The following is a 19,505-nucleotide window of genomic DNA, read 5'->3' on the forward strand; positions in this document are numbered from 1 at the left end:
CGGAAATCCGCGCATTTCCGGGTGCGCTGCCGCGCGTCCAGTGGCGGCACCGCTCCTGTAGACTGAAATTCTTATGGACAGTAAATCTAGGTGCCGGCCTGGGCGCTGTCAGCGGAGCTCCAAGAGAAGCGCCGCGCAGTCCGCCCCCAGAGCCGGCAAACCCCGACAACGCGCCCATCACCAGCCAGCGGCCCAGCTTGCCGCAACCCGCCCGGACCAGGTGTCCGGATCGGCTGATCATCCTCCGCCGGGTCGAAGCAGCTTGCCCACTCCGCGATTACTTACCCTTCCGGCGGTCTCCGCACTTCAGGCGGGATGCTGAATGGAGTGGCTCCTCCTGGCAGCAGGCTTGCTGCTGATCGCCGGCACCGGATTCTTCGTGGCCGTCGAGTTCTCCCTCATCGCCCTGGACCAGCCCACCGTCCAGCGTGCAATTGACGACGGCGACGCCGGCGCGGTGCCGTTGCTCACCTGCCTCAAATCCCTGTCAACCCAGCTGTCCAGTTGCCAGCTCGGCATCACCCTGACCACGCTGCTCACCGGCTACGTCATGGAACCCTCGGTGGGGCGCCTCCTCGAGGCGCCGCTGGCCGCCGTCGGACTTCCGGACGTGGCAGTGCAGTCCGTCTCGCTCATCCTGGCGATGGTGGTGGCAACGCTGCTGTCCATGCTCCTGGGCGAGCTGGTGCCGAAAAACATGGCAATCGCGCTGGCGTTTCCCGTAGGCCGGGCGCTGGCCGGGCCGCAGCTGGTTTTTACGGCGATCTTCAAACCGGCCATCCTGGTCCTCAACGGCTTTTCCAACAAGGTCCTCAACGTTTTCGGCCTGGAAGCCAAGGAGGAAATTTCCGGCGCACGGACACCGGCGGAGCTGGCGTCGCTGGTCCGCAGGTCCGCCGCGATGGGAACGCTCGACGCCGGGACCGCCAACTTCATCGCCCGCACCCTGGATTTCTCCACCCGGACGGCCGCGGATGTCATGACGCCGCGCATCCGGCTGGAGACCATTGACGCGGGCCAGCCAGTCTCGGATGTGGTGGACGCAGCGCGCAGGACCGGTTACTCCAGGTTCCCCGTTATTGGTGATTCCGCCGATGACATCCGCGGACTGGTGCACGTCAAGAAGGCTGTCGCCGTGCCGTGGGACCGGCGCCGGAACCTTGAAGCGGGTGCCATCATGACGGAGGTCCTGCGCGTACCCGAGACCATCCACCTCGATGCACTGCTGGCCGAGCTCCGGGAGGGAAACCTCCAGCTGGCCGTGGTGCTTGATGAATACGGCGGCACTGCGGGCATCGCCACCCTTGAGGACCTCGTGGAGGAAATCGTGGGCGAGGTGGCAGACGAGCACGACAGGGTACGCCCGGGGCTCCTGCAAAGCGCCTCCGGCGACTGGTACTTCCCCGGACTCCTCCGCCCGGATGAGTTGTCCGAACAGATTCCAGGGCTGAGCGTTCCGGACGAAGCTGCATACGAAACCGTAGGCGGCTACGTCATGAGCGAGCTCGGCAGGATCGCCGTTGTGGGGGACACCGTCCCGGTGGGCGGCGGAACGCTCAGCGTCACCAGGATGGACGGCCGCAGGATCGACCGCATCTGCTTCCACCCCGCGGATGAACCTGCTGCGCAGGGCGCCAATGACAGGAGCAAGCCATGAGCGACTGGGCCGGAATACTCTGGCTGGGCTTCCTCCTGCTGGGCAACGCCTTTTTTGTGGCCGCGGAATTCGCCATTATGTCCGCCCGCCGCAGCCAGATAGAGCCTTTGGCCGACGCCGGGTCCAAGCGGGCACAGACCACCCTGCGCGCCATGGAGAACGTCTCGTTGATGCTGGCCTGCGCGCAGCTGGGCATCACTGTGTGTTCGCTGCTGATCCTGCTGGTGGCCGAGCCCGGCCATCCACCACCTGCTCGCGGTCCCGCTGGAGATGCTGGGGCTGCCGATGGAGATCGCCGACGTCGCGGCCTTCGCAGTGGCCCTGATGCTGGTTACCTTCCTGCACGTGACGTTTGGCGAGATGGTGCCCAAGAACATTTCGGTGTCCGTGGCGGACAAAGCCGCACTGTTCCTGGCCCCGTCCCTGTTGTTCATCTCCCGGCTGGTCCATCCGGTGATTTCAGTCCTCAACTGGTCGGCCAACCACATCCTCAAACTGATGCGGATCGAGCCCAAGGACGAGGTGACGTCCTCCTTCACGCTGGAGGAGGTGCAGTCGATTGTCCAGGAGTCCACCCGCCACGGTTTGGTGGACGATGACGCCGGGCTCATCACCGGTGCGCTGGAGTTCTCGGAGCACACGGCGGAGGACATCATGGTGCCGCTCGAAAACCTCGTCATGCTCGGGGCTTCCACCACCCCGGTGGAGTTTGAGAAGGCCGTCAGCCGTACGGGTTTCTCCCGGTTCCCCATGCTGGATGACGAGGACATGCTCTACGGCTACCTCCATGTCAAGGACGTGCTGTCCATTCCGGAGTCTGCCTACGAACTGCCCATTGCCGAGAGCCGCATCAGGTCGCTGGCAAACCTGGCCCTGGCCGATGAGATCGAAAAGGCCATGTCCGTCATGCAGCGCACCGGATCCCACCTTGCGCGGGTGATCGGCCCCGACGGCAAAACGCGCGGTGTCCTTTTCCTTGAAGACGTCATTGAACAGCTCGTCGGGGAGATCCGGGACGCGACGCAGGCCAGAGGCATCCGCAGGCTGGGCCAGCCGAACGGAAGCTGACCATGCCGGGCGCCCTCCCGGCCGGGAAGGGCGCCCAGCGGCGGGTGTCCCACTGCGGGGGAGTCGACCTAAATAGGAATCATTCGCATTTACGTATAGGCTTGCACTGTCATCCTCCCCATCTGAGTGAACTGAGGTTTTCCGTGCGCCGTACAGCCGCTGCCAGCTCTTTCCTTGCCGCCTTTACGGGCCTTGGCCTTTTGCTGGGCGCATGCAGCCCCCAGCCGGCCGGGACGCCCGCTTCCGCGCAGGGGATCAACGTCGTGGCCTCAACGAACGTCTACGGCGACATTGCAAAGACAGTTGGCGGGGACAAGGTCAACGTCACCGCGATCATCAACAGCGCCGGCCAGGATCCGCACTCCTACGAGGCAACCGCCCAGGACCGTCTCACCGTTTCCAAGGCGCAGCTGGTCATTGAAAATGGCGGGGGCTATGACGACTTCCTCCATACCCTGGTGGAGGCCGGCAAGCTTGACAGCGGCTCGGTGCTGACCGCCGTCGAAATCTCCGGCCTTGCCCACCCGGAAGAGGAAACGCCTGCAGCGGCGGGGCCGGCGGCAGAGGGTTCCGATGCGCACGACCACGGCGACTTCAACGAGCACGTCTGGTACAGCCTGCCGGCCATGGAACGGGTGGCCGACAGCATCGCGGAAAAACTCGCCACGCTGGATCCCGGTTCTGCCGCTGCATTCACAGCCAACGCCGAAACCTTCAAGTCCTCCCTGTCCGACCTGCACAGCAAGCTGGACGCCCGCAAAGGCGCCGCAGGCGGGGGCCAGGTTGCAGTCACCGAACCTGTTCCGCTCTACCTGCTCGAAGACGCCGGCCTGAAGAACGCCACACCGCAGCAGTACACCGCAGCGATCGAAGAAGGCAGTGATGTCCCACCCGCCGCCATGAAGGACGCCACTGACCTGGTAGCTTCCAAGACGGTGCGGCTTCTGGCCTACAACGCACAGACGGAAGGTCCACAGACGGAAGCTCTGAAGAAGGCGGCCGAAGCCGCAGGCGTTCCGGTGGTGGACTTCACTGAAACCCTGCCTGAGGGCAAGACCTACCTGCAGTGGATGACGGACAATGTGAACAACATCAGCAAAATTCTGGAGACAAATTAAGTGAAATCCGTCGTCAGCCTCAACGGGGCGTGCCTCAAGTTCGGCCAGCGCACGCTCTGGGAGGACCTGGACCTGGAGATCAGGCCCGGCGAGTTCTTCGCCGTCCTGGGCCCCAACGGCAGCGGCAAGACCAGCTTCCTGAAAGTCCTGCTGGGCCTGCAAAAGCTGCACTCCGGACAAGTGTCCTTGGGCGGACGGCCGGTGGAACGCGGCAGCAGCCTGATCGGCTACATCCCCCAACAGAAGTCCTTTCCGCAGGACACGCCGATGCGGGCCCGCGACCTGGTGGCACTGGGAGTGGACGGGCACCGGTGGGGTTTCCGGCTTTCGGCGGGCAAGACAAACCGCCGGGTGGACCAGCTCCTGGAGCTGGTGGGCGCCTCCGACTACGCCAAAGTGCCGGTTGGCCAGCTCTCCGGCGGAGAACAGCAGCGGCTCCGGGTAGCGCAGGCGCTGGCCACCGATCCGCAGGCGCTGCTCTGCGACGAGCCGCTGCTGTCCCTTGACCTGCACCACCAGCAGGCAGTCAGCGCCCTGATCAACAAACAAAGCCGCGAACACAACAGCGCCGTTGTTTTCGTCACCCACGAAATCAATCCCATCATCGACTATGTGGACCGGGTCCTGTACCTGGCAGGGGGACGGTTCCGGGTGGGGACGCCGGAAGAGGTGATGACCACGGAAGTGCTCTCGGACCTGTACGGCAGCCAGGTGGAGGTGATCCACGCCAACGGGCGGATCGTCGTCGTTGGCCTTCCCGATGCAACCACCCACCACCACGCCGCGGCCGACGCCCTGGCGCGGGAGGTTGCGTAATGGACGCCGACAGCATCCTGGGGGCCATCTTCAACTTTGACAACTACGGCGAACTGCTGGTGCTGGTCCAGAACTCCATCTGGGCGGGCGCCATCCTGGGGCTCCTTGGCGGCCTCGTAGGCACATTCGTCATGAAGCGCGACCTTGCCTTCGCGGTCCACGGCATCTCTGAACTTTCCTTCGCGGGCGCTGCCTTTGCCCTGCTGGTCGGCGCGGATGTGGTGTTTGGCTCGCTCATCGGATCAGTGGCGGCAGCCCTGCTGCTGGGCCTGATGGGAGTCCGGGCAAGGGACAAGAACTCAACCATCGGGGTGATCATGCCATTCGGCCTGGGACTCGGAATCCTGTTCCTGTCCCTCTATCAGGGCCGCGCCGCGAACAAGTTCGGGCTCCTCACCGGGCAAATCGTCTCCGTGGACACCGTCCAGCTCCAGGCGCTTGCCGGCACGGCCGTCGTCGTCATGGCCGTCCTGCTGGCCATCTGGCGGCCGCTCAACTTCGCCAGCGTGGATCCCGAGCTCGCCGAGGCGCGGGGAGTCCCGGTCCGCACGCTGGCCATCGTGTTCATGGTCCTCCTGGGGGTCAGTGTGGCCCTGTCCATCCAGGTGGTTGGCGCCCTGCTGGTGCTTGCCTTGCTGATTACCCCTGCGGCCGCGGCACTGCGGGTCACGTCCTCTCCGGTAGCGGCGGTGGTCCTGAGCGTCGTCTTCGCGGTGGCTGCAACGGTGGGCGGCATCCTGCTGGCATTGGGCGGCCGGATCCCCATCAGCCCCTACGTCACCACGCTGTCATTCCTGATCTACGTCGTGTGCCGCGCCATCAGCTCGGTGCGCGACGCGCGGGGGATCAACGGGCGGGTCCTTACAGCTTCCCGGCAGCCTTAAGGGCGGTGCAGTCGGGGCACAGGCCGAAAATCTCCACCGTATGGTCCACCTCGGTGAATCCATGCTCGGCGGCCGTGCGCACCGCCCACGTTTCGACGGCGGGCGCTTCCACCTCCACTGCCTTCCCGCAGTTCCTGCACAGCAGGTGATGGTGGTGGGCGGTCACTGCGCAGCGCCGGTACACCGCCTCGCCGTCGCCATTGCGCAGCACATCCACCAGGCCTTCGTCGGCGAGGGACTGCAGGATCCGGTAGGCGGTGGCGAGTGAAACGGATACGCCCTGGTTCTGCAGGATCCGGTACAGCTCCTGCGTGCTGACAAAGTCGTCCAGGTGGTCCAGGGCCGCACTGACGGCCTTGCGCTGCTTGGTAACGCGCTGTTCCCTGCCGCCTCCTGCCGGGGATGGGGCGGCGGAATCAGCCTTGACGCCGATCGGCATGGACGAACTCGCTTCCGTGGGGGGCAAACATCAAGATTACCAGCCGCAGCTTCGTGGACAGGGTCCGTGGACAGGGTTCCGGGATGGACCCTAGGCTGGCGCTATGAAGCTGACCAAATACACCCATGCCTGTGTCCGGCTCGAGAAGGAAGGCGGCGTCCTGGTCCTCGATCCCGGCACCTTTTCCGAATCGGCCGAGGCGCTGTCGGGGGCGCAGGCGGTCCTGGTGACGCACGAACACGCGGACCATATTGATACCAAAGCCGTGGTGGCCGCCCTGGAATCGAACAGGGATCTGGCACTTTATGCGCCGGAAGGCGTTGCCGGCCAGCTGCGTGGGGAAACTCCCGCTGCCGCGGACCGCATCCACAGCGTGGAACCCGGCCAGTCCTTCCAGGCCGCCGGCTTCGACATCCGCAGTTTCGGCGGCCAGCATGCCCTGATCCACCCGCAGATCCCCGTGGTGGCCAACATCGGCTTCCTGGTGGACGGCAACGTCTACCACCCGGGGGATTCCTTCATCATCCCGGACGGCATCAAGGTCCAGACCCTCCTGGTCCCGCTGCACGCGCCGTGGAGCAAGTCGGCCGAGGTGGTGGACTTCGTCATCGGGGTGCGGGCACCGAGGGCGTTCCAGATCCATGACGGGCTGCTCAACGAGAACGGCCTGGGCATCGTTGAAGGCCACGTCAAACGGATCGGCGCCAAGTACGGCACGGAATACAGGCACCTGGCCGCCCGCGAGTCCGTAGAGGTCTAGGCTGCGGCGCCGGTCCACTCCCCGGTGTCCAGGAAGCGCGAAATCACCGCTTCATAGGGCGCCGGATCCAACCCCTGGGAAGCCAGCCAGTCCTGGTTGTAGTAGTTGCCCGCATACCGTTCGCCGCCGTCGCACATCAACGACACGATGCTGCCCTGGCGGCCCTCGGAGAGCATCTGCGCCACTGTCTGCCAGACTCCCCACAGGTTGGTGCCGGTGGACGGACCGGCGTGCAGCCCGGCGAAAAAGTTCAGGTGCCGCATCGCGGCAACCGACGCGGCGTCCGGCACCTGGACCATCCGGTCGATCACGGTGGGGATGAAGCTCGGCTCCATCCGGGCCCGGCCAATGCCTTCGATCCTCGACGGCAGCCCGGTGGGACGTTCGGCTGTTTCCCCCAGCCATCCGGGATAGAACGCGGAGTTTTCCGGATCCACCACCAGCAGCCGTGTGGGATGGCTGTGGTAGCGCAGGTACCGGCCGATCGTGGCGCTGGTTCCACCGGTGCCGGCGCCTGCCACGATCCATTCCGGCACCGGGTGCTGTTCCAGGCTGAGCTGGCCGAAGATCGATTCGGCGATGTTGTTGTTCCCCCGCCAGTCCGTGGCCCGCTCGGCGAACGTGAACTGGTCCATGTAGTGCCCGTTGCTGGTGGCAGCCACTTCCTCGGCTATCGAGTAGACATCCGAAGCATTTTCCACCAGCAGGCAGGAACCGCCGAACTTCTCGATCAGCGCGATCTTTTCGCGGCTGGTGGTGCTCGCCATCACCGCGACGAAGGGGAGGCCCAGCAGTTGGGCGAAGTATGCCTCCGAGACCGCCGTGCTGCCGCTGGAGGCCTCCACGATGGTGGTGTCCTCGCGGATCCAGCCGTTCACGAGCCCGAACAGGAACAGGGATCTGGCCAGCCGGTGCTTCAGGCTGCCGGAGCGGTGCGTGGACTCGTCCTTGAGGTACAGCTGGATGCCCCACTGTTCGGGCAAGGGCACGGAGTACAGGTGGGTGTCCGCCGAGCGGTTGTTTTCGGCCGTGATGGTGCGGATGGCACGGTCGGCCCAATCCCGGTCCGTTCCGCCATGGTTCTTACCGGTGCTGCCCTCGATCGTCACCAATCCAGCCTACCCGGGGCAAGAGGAACTGCCCGTCTAGAGTGGGACCGTTGGCTGTAGCAGGATGGTTGCCCGCAGCCGCAGTCCATACCCAGCAGAAGGAGCACCATGAAACCGCTGATGGATATCCCCGCCCTCGAAGCGAGGCTTGCCGCCGGGCACCGGACCGTGCTGCTGGATGTGCGGTGGGTGCTGGGAGATCCGCACGGCCACGAACACTATCTCGCCGAACACCTGCCGGGCGCGGTGTTCGTGGACCTCGCGTCCGGGCTTGCGGACCCGGCAGTCCCGGACCGGGGGCGGCACCCCCTGCCGTCTGCCGCGCAGTTCCAGGAGTTTGCCCGGAGCTGGGGCATCAGGAACGGCGACGTCGTGGTCGCCTACGATGACAGCGCGAACATGGCCGCGGCCAGGCTGTGGTGGATGCTCCGGGACGCCGGCCTCGCCGAGGTTTACCTTCTCGACGGCGGCCTGGGCGCCTGGCGTGCCGCCGGCCTGCCGCTTGAGTCAGGCCCCGTCCATCCCGCGCGGGGAGACGTGGAACTGGGCAGCGGACAGATGCCCGTGCTCGACGCCGGTACTGCCGCCGCCTGGCCGCACAAAGGCCTGTTGCTCGACGCAAGGGCGGGGGAGAGGTACCGGGGCGAGGTGGAGCCCGTTGATCCCCGTGCCGGCCATATTCCCGGAGCGGTGAGCGCCCCCACCACGGGGAACGTGGACGACGCCGGGCGGTTCCTGCCCCGGGCGGAGCTGCGCCGGAGGTTCGAGTCCCTCGGCGTGCAGGCTGACCGGCCGGTGGCCGTCTACTGCGGGTCCGGTGTCACGGCGGCCCATGAGGTGGCTGCGCTGGAGCTCGCCGGGTTCCCGGCCGCGCTGTACCCCGGCTCCTTTTCGGAGTGGTCCAACCGGCCCGAACTGGCGGTGGCCACTGGCCCGGAACCCTGGGAGAGCGGAGCGGGCCGCGGCGAGGGTGGAACGCCGGCTGGAAACTTCGCCTGGGGCGGGGGTAGCGTCGAACTATGACACCAGGACGTCCCGTACCACCGCCTCTTGCTAATCCCATAGCCCCCGCCCAACCCGTAAACCCCGTTCGACCCCTGGCCGCCGCTGCCGGCAGTACAGCCGGGGCAGCTGCGGCGGAAGGCGCCGGCGTGACCGCCGCAGCCTACGGTGCAGTCTCCGGGGACAGCGGACTGGTGCCGCTGACGGTTGCCCGGCGGGCGCCCAAAGCGGATGACGTGGAGATCGCCATCGAGTTCTGCGGGCTCTGCCACTCGGATGTGCACGCAACCCGTGGGGAATGGGGCGGCCAGACGTACCCCCTGGTACCCGGCCATGAAATCGTGGGAACCGTCAGCAGGGTTGGCCCGGGCGTCACGGAATTCGCCGTGGGCGACCGCGTGGGCGTGGGCTGCATGGTGGACTCCTGCCGTGAGTGCGACAGTTGCCTTGACGGCCTGGAGCAGTACTGCGAAAACGGGATGACCGGCACCTACGGCGCAAAGGACCGGCGGAACGGCGGCGCCATCAGCCAGGGCGGCTACTCCACGTCCATCGTGGTGGACCGCCGTTACGTGCTCCGGGTCCCCGAGTCGCTGGACCCGGCCGCTGTCGCGCCCCTGCTGTGCGCCGGCGTCACCACGTTCTCGCCGCTGCGCCACTTCGACGTCGGGGAAGGCGACGTGGTGGGCGTCGTCGGGCTTGGCGGGCTCGGTCACATGGCCGTCAAGCTGGCAAAGGCGATGGGGGCAAGGGTGGTGGTGTTCACCACCTCGGAGTCCAAGGTTGCGGCCGCGCTGGAGCTTGGAGCGGACGAGGTTGTCCTGTCCCGTGATGAGGCCGCCATGGCTGCCGCGGACCGGACCATCGACCTGATTATTGATACCGTTGCCGCCCCGCATGACCTGAACCCCTTCTTCCGCGCCCTGCGCGTGGACGGGGCATTGTTCCAGTTGGGACTGCCGTCCGAGGCCATGCCGCCGGTCAATCCGGGGGCCCTGATCAGGCGCAGGATCGCCTACGCCGGATCCCTGATCGGGGGCATCGCCGAAACCCAGGAGATGCTGGACTTCTGTGCTGGGCACGGCGTGGTGGCCGACATTGAGATGGTGACCGCCGGGCAGCTGAATGAGGCGTACGACCGGATGGTGGCAGGAGACGTAAAGTACCGGTTTGTGCTGGACACCGGCACACTGCGGGAAGAAGCCAGGGAGGCAGACGCATGAGCACGATTTTCACGAAGATCCTGAAGGGCGAGATCCCGGGCCGTTTTGTGTGGCGCGAGGACGACGTTTCGGCGTTCCTCACCACCGGGCCGCTCGCGGACGGCCACACGCTGGTGGTTCCCACCGAAGAAGTTGACCGCTGGACGGATGCCCCGCCGGAAACCCTTGCCAAAGTCATGGAAGTGGCCCGGCGCATCGGTGCGGTCCAGGTGGACGTTTTCGGGGCGCGGCGGGCGGGCCTGATCGTGGCCGGCTACGAAGTCAACCATCTGCACGTCCACGTGTGGCCATCGCAAAGTATGGCCGACTTTGACTTCGGCTCGGCGGACCAGAATCCGGATCCCGCAGTCCTGGACGCCAACGCGGAGAAATTGCGCGAAGGCCTCCGCGCGGCCGGCTACGGGGAGTTCGTTCCGGCGTCGTAACTTCCCGCCCCCGCTGCCGCGGGGCCGTAACCGGGAAGGTCAGCTCCGTCGCGGCGTCATCGCCACCATGCCTGCATAGGTGAAGCCGCCGCCGAAGCCGAACAGCAGTGCGGGGACGTCCGCCGGGATTTTTCCGGAATGCCACCATTTGCTCAGCCCGAGCGGTACGCTCGCGGCGGATGTGTTCCCTGATTCAGTGACATCGGTAATGACAATCCGGTCCGACAGGCCCAGGGCTTCCGCAAGCGGTTCAATGATGCGAAGGTTGGCCTGGTGCGCGGCCAGGACCTGGATGTCGTCCAAGGCCAGTCCCGCTTTGGCCACCGTTTCGCGGGCACGTTCCGGCGCCTTGGTAAGGGCCCACCGCAACACCTCGCGGCCGTTCTGCGAAAACCTGCCCGTGGGCGGGGAGATGCGTACAGCGTCGGCCATCCCGTCCTCCGACCCCCACACCACCGGCCCAATCCGGGGCCTCGCGGACGGGCGCACGACGGCGGCACCGGCACCGTCGGCGGTGAGCACCGCCGTCGCGCGGTCCGTCCAGTCAGTGACCGCCGACAGGGTTTCCGCACCGACCACGATCGCGTGGGAGGCGCTTCCGCTGCGGATGGCCTGGTCGGCCACGGCAAGGGCGTACTCGAAACCGGAACAGGCCGTGTTGACATCCAGGATTCCCGGGCCCCGGCCGTCCCGTCCCAACCCCAGCGCCTCGGCTACGCGGCCGGCGGTGTTGGGGGAGCGTTCGGCGGCCGTCGTCGTGGCAACCACCACGAGGTCGATGTCCGCGGCAGCGACCCCCGAATCGGCCAGTGCCATCCGGGCCGCGGGAACCGCAAGGTCCACCACTGTCTCGCCCTCGCCGGCAATACGCCTTGTGACGATGCCGGTGCGTTGGCGGATCCACTCATCGTTCGTGTCCATCATGGCTTCGAGCTCATGGTTGTCCATGATGCGCGCGGGCTGTGCGTGGCCGAGCCCTGCGATTTCTGTCCCTGCCGGTCCCTGGGCAAGCGTGAGCTTCATTGGATTCCTCTCGTGGGTGGCTGGCCGCCGCTAGGCGGGGGCAAGCGCTTTGTTGAGCACGGCGCGGATCCGCTTCTCGGACACCGAGTAGGCAGTGCCGAGCTCGACGGCGAACAGGCTTACCCGAAGCTCCTCGAGCATCCAGCGCACCTGGGTTAACTCACGTCCGGCACGGCGGCCGGGCAGCAGCGCCGAGACGGCGTTGTCGTAGTCGTCCTCAAGCCGCTGGACCACAGCCATGCTAAGGGCGTCGCGCTGGACGTTGCCGGGCAGGCGCTCCAGCCGCTTCTCGATCGCTGCGAGGTACCGCGGCAACTGGCTGAGCTGCGCGTAGCCCGTGCGTGCCACAAAACCCGGATACACAAGTTGTTCGAGCTGGCTCTTGATGTCGTTCAGCGCGCTGATCAGGGCCAGGCTGGTGGTGCCCTTGAGCTGCTTTTCGATCCGCCTGGTGCTGGCCAGGATGCGTTCAACGACGGCGGTGACCGTGAAGACGGTATCGATCAGTTCGGCGCGCACCAGCTCATAAAGCTGGTCGAAGGCCTTGCGGTCCCAGGGAAGGTCCGCGGGCGTTAGCTTGTCGATGGCCGCCAGCGCGCAGTCGGCGATGAGCGCGGACACCGAGCCGTGCGGATTTTGGCTGAAGGTGAGCTTTTCCGTGTTGCTCAGGTGCTCCAGGACGTAGCGGTCCGGTGCCGGAACCCGCAGTGCCAGGAGACGGATCACGCCGCCGCGCATGGCGTCCAGCTGTTCCTCCTGTGTCTGGAAGACCCGCAGCGACACCGATGTACCCTGGTCCACCAGGGCCGGATAGCCGGTGATGGTGTGGCCTTTGACCACGCTGTTCACCTGGCGCTCGATGGTGCCGAAAGTCCATTCCGTCAGGCCCTCCTGCTCCACGAGGCCGGCCCCGGCGGGGGCTCCGGACACCCCGGTGGCCTGCTGCCCTACGGATGCTCCGCCGTCGGACGCCGTGCCGTTCCTGCGCTGAGCACTGCCGCCGGCGCCGGATGCAGCGGAGGCCGGGGTGGCGCCGAGCGATTCGGCGATGGCACGCCGGGTGGCGGGGGCCAGCCTCTCCTGCAGTTCCGCCAGGTCCTTTCCTTCGCCCAGGACCTTGCCCTTGCTGTCCACCACCTTGAAACTCACGCGGAGGTGCGGAGGGACGGCGTCCCAGTTCCAGGAGCCGGGCGGGATGACGGCGCCCCGGATCCGCCGCAGGGCGAGTTCCAGTGACGGCTCCAGTTCATCCGTGGCGGGATCGAAGTCCGATTCGAGGACGGCCACCGCCTGCCGGGCAACATCGGGCGCCGGAACGAAATTCTTCCGGACCTGCTTGGGCAGCGATTTGATCAGCGCGGTCACCAGCTCAACGCGCTGGCCCGGGATCAGCCACCGGAACGGGGCGTCGTCCAGCTGGTTGAGGAACAGGACGGGAACTTCGGCCGTGACGCCGTCGGACGGATTGGGCGGCGAACCAGGAGCCACGGGATGGAACTCGTAGGTCAGCGGAAGCTCGAAGCCCCTGTGCAGCCAGGTCTTGGGGTATGCGGATTCATCCAGTTCCTCGGCGTCGTCGCTGAGGAGCAGCGATTTGTCGTAGTCCAGGAGGTCCGGGTTCTCCCTGCGGGCATCCTTCCACCACTTGTCGAAGTGCCGTTCGGAAACCACCTCGGGGCCGATCCTGGCGTCGTAGAACTCAAACAGCGTCTCGTCATCGACCAACAGGTCGCGCCGGCGCATGCGTGCCTCGAGTTCCTCCACCTCATGCAGGAGGGCGCGGTTTCGGTGGAAGAACTTGTGGTGGGTCTTCCAGTCGCCTTCCACCAGGGCATGCCGGATGAAGAGTTCCCGGGCCACCACCGGGTCCACGCGGCCATAGTTGATCCGCCGCTGGGCGATGATCGGAACGCCATAGAGGGTGACTTTTTCATACGCCATGACGGCGCCCTGCCGGGTGGACCAGTGCGGTTCGCTGTAGCTGCGCTTCACCAGGTCCGGCGCCACCTGCTCGGCCCACAGGGGGTCGAACTTCGCGGCCACCCTTGCCCACAGCCTGCTGGTTTCCACCAGTTCGGCCGCCATGACGAAGGTGGGGGACTTCTTGAACAGCGCGGAGCCGGGGAAGATTGCGAAGCGGCTGCCGCGGGCACCTGCGTATTCGCGCTTGCGCTCGTCCAGGATGCCGATATGGCTCAGCAGCCCGGAGAGCAGGCTGATATGGATCCCGTCATGGTTGCCCACGGGATCCGCCAGGCGCTTGTTGTCCAGGCTGATCCCCAGCGGCCGGGCGAGCTGGCGCAGCTGGGCGAAGAGGTCCTGCCATTCCCGCACCCGGAGGTAGTTGATGAATTCGGCACGGCACAGCCGGCGGAAAGCCGACGACGACAGCTCCTGCTGTTTCTCCTGCAGGTAGTTCCAGAGGTTCAGGTAGCCGGTGAAGTCGGAGTTCTCGTCCCGGAAGCGGTTGTGCTTCTCCGCGGCCAGCTGCTGCTTGTCGGTGGGCCGTTCCCGCGGATCCTGGATGGTCAGCGCGGCCGCCAGGACCATGACTTCGCGGACGCAGCCCCGTTTCCCGGCTTCCACGATCATCCGGCCCAGGCGGGGATCCACGGGCAGCTGGGCGAGCTTTTGTCCGACGGCGGTGAGGCCGCCGCCCCCTTCGGGCTTGCCGCCCTTGCCCTGGGGGCGTGGGGGAGCCAGGGCGCCGAGCTCGCGAAGGAGGGTGACGCCGTCGTTGATGGCCCGTGTTTCCGGCGGCTCGACGAAGGGGAACTCCTCGACGTCCCTGGGCCCTTTCGCCACTCCCATGGCGGTCATCTGGAGGATGACGGCGGCAAGGTTGGTGCGCAGGATTTCCGGATCGGTGAACCGGGGCCGCGACTCGAAGTCCTCCTCGGAGTACAGGCGGATGGCGATGCCGTCAGACACGCGCCCGCAGCGGCCTGAGCGCTGGTTGGCAGATGCCTGCGAGACGCGCTCGATGGGGAGGCGCTGGACCTTGGTGCGGTGTGAATACCGGGAAATGCGGGCCGTGCCGGTATCGATGACGTACTTGATGCCCGGTACCGTCAGCGACGTTTCCGCCACGTTGGTGGCCAGCACGATCCGTCGCCTGCTGCCCGGGTGGAACACCTTGTGCTGCTCCTGGAGGCTCAGCCGCGCGAACAGGGGGAGGATCTCGGTATTGGCCAGCCTGCGGTTGGACTGGATACGTGCCTGCAGTGCGTCTGCGGCATCGCGGATTTCGCGCTCGCCGGAGAAGAAGACCAGGATGTCGCCGGGGGCTTCCGCTGCGAGTTCGTCCACGGCATCGCAGACGGCATCCAGGGGGTCGCGGTCCTCTTCGAGTTCGTCATCCGAGGCCTCGTCATCCTCGGACTTCGGCTGCGACAACGGCCGGTAGCGGATCTCCACGGGGTAGGTCCGGCCCGAGACTTCGACGATGGGGGCGGGCTTGTCCGGGGTGCCGAAATGGTTGGCGAACCGTTCGGGATCGATGGTGGCCGAGGTGATGATGACCTTCAAGTCCGGCCGCTGCGGCAGGACCCGCTTCAGGTAGCCCAGGATGAAGTCGATGTTGAGGCTTCGTTCGTGTGCCTCGTCAATGATGATGGTGCTGTACCTGCGCAGCAGTTTGTCCCGCTGGATCTCGGCGAGCAGGATGCCGTCGGTCATCAGCTTGACCTTGGTTTCCTTGCTTACCTCACCCGTGAACCGGACCTGGAAGCCCACCTCCTGGCCGATTTCAACGCCAAGTTCTTCCGCGATGCGCTCGGCCACCGTCCGGGCTGCCAGCCGCCGGGGCTGCGTGTGCCCGATCAGGCCCTTCTCGCCCAGGCCCAGTTCCAGGCACATCTTGGGGATCTGCGTGGTCTTTCCGGAGCCGGTCTCGCCGGCGATGATGGTCACCTGGTTGGCGGCGATCGCGGCCATCAGGTCCTCGCGGCGCTCGGAAACCGGCAGCTCGGCGGGATAGGAGATATGAAAAGTCATGGCTGCAGACAGTCTACTGCGGCGGGGCCGGCCCTCCGGTTCGACTGCCTGCGGCGTTCCTTGCGGTGCTGGGCTTACTAGAAGATGCGCAGGGTGTAGCTGGTGCTGGGAAGGTCCAGAGCTGACCATGCCTCGTGGGAGCTGACGGGAGGGGTGTGCCCGCGGCCGTCGCGGAGGAGCGCTGCGATGGTGGCGGCAGCGAGAAGAACGAGCAGGATGACGATGATGGTTGCGAAGATTTCCATGGCTCCATGCTTCTCTTCACGGTTCCAACCCAACAGTGGCAGAAATGCCCAAAAAGCTAAAATTCCTGCCACAATGGAAGCATGCTGAAATCGGTAGCCGTGATTGTGGTTCCCAACTTTTCGATCTTCGAATTCGGAACGGCGTGCGAGGTCTTCGGGATCGACAGGTCCGGCCGGGAGAGCGGCGTCCCGGCCTTTGATTTCCGGGTGTGCACCCCGGAGCCGGGCAATGTCCCCATGAGGTCGGGGTTGTCCATGAACGTGAGCCATGGGCTGGAAGCCACGGAGGATGCGGACCTGGTGATCATGGCTCCCTTTGAGCGGGACCAGGAATTGCCTGAGCCTGTGCTCGCTGCCCTTCAGGCCGCTGACGCCAGGGGCGCGTGGGTCATGTCGATCTGCTCAGGAGCGTTCGCGCTGGCCCGCGCAGGCCTGCTGGATGGCCGCCGCTGCACCACGCACTGGCACTACTCCCGCGACCTGGCCGACGCCTACCCGGCCGTACGGGTGGATGAGAACGTCCTCTATGTGCAGGACGGCAACATCATTTCCTCCGCCGGAACCGCTGCCGGCATCGACGCATGCCTGCACCTCGTGCGGCTGGAACTGGGGGCGAACGTTGCCGCCGCGATCGCCCGGGACATGGTGGTTCCGCCGCACCGCGACGGCGGCCAGGCCCAGTTCATCGACCGGCCCATGCCCACCTGCGGCTCGGCGCCCATGGAGGAACTGCTGAGGTGGATGGTGCAGAGCCTGGACCGTGAGCATACCGTCAACGAGCTGGCAGCCCTCGTACACATGTCACCGAGGACCTTTGCCAGGAAATTCCGTTCCGAAACGGGCGCCACGCCTGCGGCCTGGCTCAACTCGCAGCGGGTAATCCGGGCACAGGAGCTGCTGGAAACGACCGATTTGAACATCGACGAGATCGCCAGGGAAGCCGGGTTCGGCCACCCGGTCCTGTTGCGGCACCACTTTGCCAAGGTCCTCGACACCAGCCCGCAGTCCTACCGCCGGGCTTTCCGGGGGCAGCTGGCCGAGGCAGGCTGATTGCGGTCCTCCTACCTTGGTTGGGCTGCTGTCCGGGTACAGCCCGGGAGTGTTATTCCGTGCTGCGAGGGGTGGAGGTGCCCTGCCCGGTCCCGGACTCCTGGGCTGCTGCCCGGGTGCGGTCCACCAGCACCCGCCAGGGACCGGTCACGGCCTGTTCCGGCAGGGCAGCCCTGCGCTGCCCTGCCGTGATCGAGTACATGAAGCGGTCCGGCTGCGGTGCCTCGAACGCCGCAGCGGCTGCCCGCTGAGTGCTGGGTACTGCATCCCAGGGGCAGGCTTCAACAAGGGGCTGCCACTGGCTGAGGTCGCTGTCCGTTTGCGCGTCCACCGTCCAAACCCGCGTCATCGCGGCGATCCCGCCGCTCCGCTCCACCTTGATCTTCATGGCCTGGCCTCTGGGCTTCCATATGCCCCGGCGGCCTGTGACGGGACAGCGGGGAGTGGTTAAACCTTGACCTTTACAGTCTCCCACGCGACTCGTACAGCGTCATGCTCCGGCGAATCCAATCCGAACAGATCCGCGGCGGAACGCACCGTGGCACGCGCAAAGACGGAAAACGTTGCTGCCGGCGGCAGCGAACCGTTGGTGAGTGTCTCGTACCAGATGCGGCCCGGCGCCTCCCAGGCATAGCCGCCCAAGGTGTCGGCAACCAGGTAGAACGCGCGGTTGGGGATGCCGGAGTTGATGTGGACGCCGCCGTTGTCGGCGCTGGTCCGGACATAGGAGTCCATGGAGTCGGGCTGCGGGTCCTTGCCCAGCACGTCGTCGTCGTATGCCGTTCCGGGTGCTTTCATGGACCGCAGGGCCAGCCCCTGGACCTTGGGCGTAAACAGGCCTTCCCCGATCAGCCAACTGGCCTGGGCGGCTGACTGGTTCTTCACGTACTGCTCAACGAGCACACCGAAGACATCGGACATCGATTCATTCAGCGCGCCCGCCTGGTTCCGGTACGCCAGCCCGGCCGAGTACTGGGTGACGCCGTGCGCCAGTTCGTGTCCGATAACGCTCAGGGACTTTGTGAACCGTTCAAAGACGTCACCGTCGCCATCACCGAACACCATCTGGCTGCCGTTCCAGAAAGCGTTGTCGTACAGGTTTCCGAAGTGGACCGTGGCGTCAAGTTTCAACCCGCGCCCGTCAATCGAATTCCGGCCGAACGCGTCGGCGTACAGCCGATGCGTGTGCCCCAATCCGTCATAGGCCTCATCGGCGGCAACATCGCTGGTGGCCGGTCCGCCTTCTTTACGGATGACCCTGCCAGGCAAGGTTTCCTCGCCGCCGGCATCATAGATGGTGCGGTTCACCGGGCCCGGCGCTACCTGGCGCAGGCTGGAGGGCGGGACCGTGGCGGCTTGTGCACGTGCAGCCTGGAATGATTCGACGTGGCCCAGGGCTTTCCTGGCGGCGCTTGCCGCCGAAGAGAACCCGGGTGCATCCTGGTGCGCCAGCCGCCGCAACAAGTAGGGCGGAACGATGGAACAGAACTGAACTTGCATGGCGTACTCCCTCAGCTAGGTGGTTTCAGCCTAAGAGGAGCCACTGACAATCAACGGCAGGCGGCGGGCGAAAATTAAACAGCGTCCCGGGCACTGCACCAGGCCCGGATGGGTACGGTAGGCCCATGGCTGAAACCGAAAAGGAACCCACCAAAAGCTCCACCATGCTGACGGTCATCATCGCATTCGTAGCCAACACGCTCGTGGCGGCGGCAAAGTCAGTGGCCGCTGTCCTTACCGGCTCGGCCTCCATGGCAGCGGAGGCAGCCCATTCCTGGGCGGATACCGGAAACCAGGTATTCCTGTTCTTCGCGGAGCGCCGCTCTGCCCGCCCCCGGGACGAGGGCCATCCCATGGGCTACGGCCGGGAAGCCTACGTGTGGTCCATGTTCGCCGCTTTCGGACTTTTTACCGCCGGCGCAGTGGTGTCCATCATGCACGGCGTCCAGCAGATCATTGAGCCCGAGCCGGCGTCGGACTTCGGTGTGGCCTACGTGGTCCTTGCCGTAGCTTTCGTGCTCGAAGGGATCTCCTTCGTCCAGGCCTTCCGGCAGACCAGGAAGGCGGCCCATGAGCTGGACCGGCACACGCTCGAGCAGGTCCTCATCAGCTCCGATCCCACCCTGCGCGCCGTCTTCGCCGAGGATGCTGCCGCGCTGATCGGCCTCGTCGTGGCATTCGTGGGCGTGTTCCTGCACCAGGTCACCGGATCACCACTGCCCGATGCGATCGGTTCGATTGCCGTCGGCGTGCTGCTGGCCGTCGTCGCCGTTGTCCTGATCGACCGCAACAGGCGCTTCCTGGTGGGCCAGGGTGTAACCCCCGACATCGAGCGGTCCATGGCCCGCCGGGTGCTGGAGCACCCCGGGATCGCCCGGCTCACGTACCTGCACCTGGAATTCGTTGGTCCCCGCAAGCTGTACCTTGTGGCGGCCGTGGACCTGCAGGGGGACCACCCCGAACACGAGGTGGCGGTGGCCCTCCGCCGCATCGAGCGTGAGCTGGAAGACCACGAAACTGTCGAGGAAGCCGTGCTGACTCTGGCCACCCTCGACGAGGCCGCCTTGCGTTACTAAACGAGCAGGGATCTGCCGGCCCCGGCGGGCCGGAACAGTCCTGTCCGGTCTGGAGCTGCGGCACCACTGCTGCGGCGGCCGAAACGGGGAAACGAAAACCCCGCCACTTCCCTG

General features: G+C 66.0%; 17 protein-coding genes and 1 pseudogene. 11 read left to right on the forward strand and 7 right to left on the reverse strand.

Annotated elements, in window-relative coordinates:
• The first annotated feature begins 322 nt into the window (after window positions 1-322).
• The 5 genes and pseudogenes from QFZ57_RS12340 to QFZ57_RS12360 all read left to right on the forward strand — a co-directional run bounded on the left by QFZ57_RS12340 (window position 323) and on the right by QFZ57_RS12360 (window position 5,543).
• Window positions 323-1,657 (forward strand): hemolysin family protein, encoded by a 1,335-nt coding sequence (locus QFZ57_RS12340; RefSeq protein WP_306630707.1) that lies wholly within the window; start codon window positions 323-325, stop codon window positions 1,655-1,657.
• Window positions 1,654-2,725: pseudogene (locus QFZ57_RS12345) on the forward strand (hemolysin family protein). Before QFZ57_RS12340 ends, QFZ57_RS12345 begins: the two are co-directional and overlap by 4 nt.
• Before the next feature lie 143 nt (window positions 2,726-2,868).
• Window positions 2,869-3,843 carry a metal ABC transporter solute-binding protein, Zn/Mn family gene (locus tag QFZ57_RS12350; protein ID WP_306900485.1) on the forward strand — a complete coding sequence of 325 codons (975 nt, stop codon included), beginning with the start codon at window positions 2,869-2,871 and terminating at the stop codon, window positions 3,841-3,843.
• Window positions 3,844-4,659: a metal ABC transporter ATP-binding protein gene (locus tag QFZ57_RS12355; RefSeq protein WP_306900486.1), complete on the forward strand. Its 816-nt coding sequence runs from the start codon at window positions 3,844-3,846 to the stop codon at window positions 4,657-4,659.
• Window positions 4,659-5,543 carry a metal ABC transporter permease gene (locus QFZ57_RS12360; RefSeq protein ID WP_306630711.1) on the forward strand — a complete coding sequence of 295 codons (885 nt, stop codon included), beginning with the start codon at window positions 4,659-4,661 and terminating at the stop codon, window positions 5,541-5,543. Before QFZ57_RS12355 ends, QFZ57_RS12360 begins: the two co-directional genes overlap by 1 nt.
• On the opposite strand, the gene QFZ57_RS12365 is transcribed toward QFZ57_RS12360, so the two are convergent.
• The gene (locus QFZ57_RS12365) at window positions 5,521-5,982 is read right to left on the reverse strand and encodes a Fur family transcriptional regulator (RefSeq protein ID WP_018768436.1); all 462 of its coding nucleotides are present in this window, start codon (window positions 5,980-5,982) and stop codon (window positions 5,521-5,523) included. The two genes, QFZ57_RS12360 and QFZ57_RS12365, sit on opposite strands and share 23 nt — an antisense overlap.
• 103 nt (window positions 5,983-6,085) lie before the next feature.
• On the opposite strand from QFZ57_RS12365, the gene QFZ57_RS12370 reads away from it, so the two are divergent.
• Window positions 6,086-6,742: an MBL fold metallo-hydrolase gene (locus QFZ57_RS12370; protein WP_306900487.1), complete on the forward strand. Its 657-nt coding sequence runs from the start codon at window positions 6,086-6,088 to the stop codon at window positions 6,740-6,742.
• Here the strand turns inward: QFZ57_RS12370 and QFZ57_RS12375 are convergent.
• Entirely contained in the window at window positions 6,739-7,851 is a 1,113-nt protein-coding gene (locus QFZ57_RS12375) for a PLP-dependent cysteine synthase family protein (protein ID WP_306900488.1), read from the reverse strand. The genes QFZ57_RS12370 and QFZ57_RS12375 overlap by 4 nt on opposite strands.
• A gap of 108 nt (window positions 7,852-7,959) precedes the next feature.
• Between QFZ57_RS12375 and QFZ57_RS12380 the strand changes: the two genes are divergently transcribed.
• The 3 genes from QFZ57_RS12380 to QFZ57_RS12390 are packed head-to-tail and all read left to right on the forward strand — an operon-like array spanning window position 7,960 to window position 10,501.
• Entirely contained in the window at window positions 7,960-8,874 is a 915-nt protein-coding gene (locus QFZ57_RS12380; RefSeq protein WP_306900489.1) for a sulfurtransferase, read from the forward strand.
• Window positions 8,871-10,076 carry an NAD(P)-dependent alcohol dehydrogenase gene (locus tag QFZ57_RS12385; RefSeq protein ID WP_306900490.1) on the forward strand — a complete coding sequence of 402 codons (1,206 nt, stop codon included), beginning with the start codon at window positions 8,871-8,873 and terminating at the stop codon, window positions 10,074-10,076. Before QFZ57_RS12380 ends, QFZ57_RS12385 begins: the two co-directional genes overlap by 4 nt.
• Window positions 10,073-10,501 (forward strand): HIT family protein, encoded by a 429-nt coding sequence (locus QFZ57_RS12390; RefSeq protein ID WP_306630716.1) that lies wholly within the window; start codon window positions 10,073-10,075, stop codon window positions 10,499-10,501. Before QFZ57_RS12385 ends, QFZ57_RS12390 begins: the two co-directional genes overlap by 4 nt.
• Window positions 10,502-10,540: 39 nt before the next feature.
• On the opposite strand, the gene QFZ57_RS12395 is transcribed toward QFZ57_RS12390, so the two are convergent.
• The 3 genes from QFZ57_RS12395 to QFZ57_RS12405 all read right to left on the reverse strand — a co-directional run bounded on the left by QFZ57_RS12395 (window position 10,541) and on the right by QFZ57_RS12405 (window position 15,765).
• Entirely contained in the window at window positions 10,541-11,524 is a 984-nt protein-coding gene (locus QFZ57_RS12395) for a beta-ketoacyl-ACP synthase III (RefSeq protein WP_306900491.1), read from the reverse strand.
• A 30-nt stretch (window positions 11,525-11,554) separates the two neighbouring features.
• Complete coding sequence (gene hrpA, locus QFZ57_RS12400; protein ID WP_306900492.1) at window positions 11,555-15,520, reverse strand: ATP-dependent RNA helicase HrpA; 3,966 nt, start codon at window positions 15,518-15,520, stop codon at window positions 11,555-11,557.
• Between the two features lie 77 nt (window positions 15,521-15,597).
• Window positions 15,598-15,765 (reverse strand): hypothetical protein, encoded by a 168-nt coding sequence (locus tag QFZ57_RS12405; protein WP_306630719.1) that lies wholly within the window; start codon window positions 15,763-15,765, stop codon window positions 15,598-15,600.
• An 81-nt stretch (window positions 15,766-15,846) separates the two neighbouring features.
• Between QFZ57_RS12405 and QFZ57_RS12410 the strand changes: the two genes are divergently transcribed.
• Window positions 15,847-16,815, forward strand: coding sequence for a GlxA family transcriptional regulator (locus tag QFZ57_RS12410; protein ID WP_306900493.1), 969 nt, complete (start codon window positions 15,847-15,849; stop codon window positions 16,813-16,815).
• A 52-nt stretch (window positions 16,816-16,867) separates the two neighbouring features.
• Here QFZ57_RS12410 and QFZ57_RS12415 read toward each other — a convergent pair whose 3' ends face one another.
• Together QFZ57_RS12415 and QFZ57_RS12420 are read right to left on the reverse strand one after the other, a co-directional pair.
• Window positions 16,868-17,203, reverse strand: a complete 336-nt coding sequence (locus QFZ57_RS12415; RefSeq protein WP_306630721.1) for a protealysin inhibitor emfourin — start codon at window positions 17,201-17,203, stop codon at window positions 16,868-16,870.
• A 59-nt stretch (window positions 17,204-17,262) separates the two neighbouring features.
• Window positions 17,263-18,315 carry a M4 family metallopeptidase gene (locus QFZ57_RS12420; protein ID WP_306900494.1) on the reverse strand — a complete coding sequence of 351 codons (1,053 nt, stop codon included), beginning with the start codon at window positions 18,313-18,315 and terminating at the stop codon, window positions 17,263-17,265.
• Window positions 18,316-18,440: 125 nt separating this feature from the next.
• On the opposite strand from QFZ57_RS12420, the gene QFZ57_RS12425 reads away from it, so the two are divergent.
• On the forward strand, window positions 18,441-19,391 hold the full coding sequence (locus tag QFZ57_RS12425) for a cation diffusion facilitator family transporter (RefSeq protein ID WP_306630723.1): 951 nt from the start codon (window positions 18,441-18,443) through the stop codon (window positions 19,389-19,391).
• Window positions 19,392-19,505 lie beyond the last annotated feature (114 nt).

This window comes from Arthrobacter sp. B1I2 (genome assembly GCF_030816485.1).
In the GTDB taxonomy this organism is placed as follows: Bacteria; Actinomycetota; Actinomycetes; order Actinomycetales; family Micrococcaceae; genus Arthrobacter.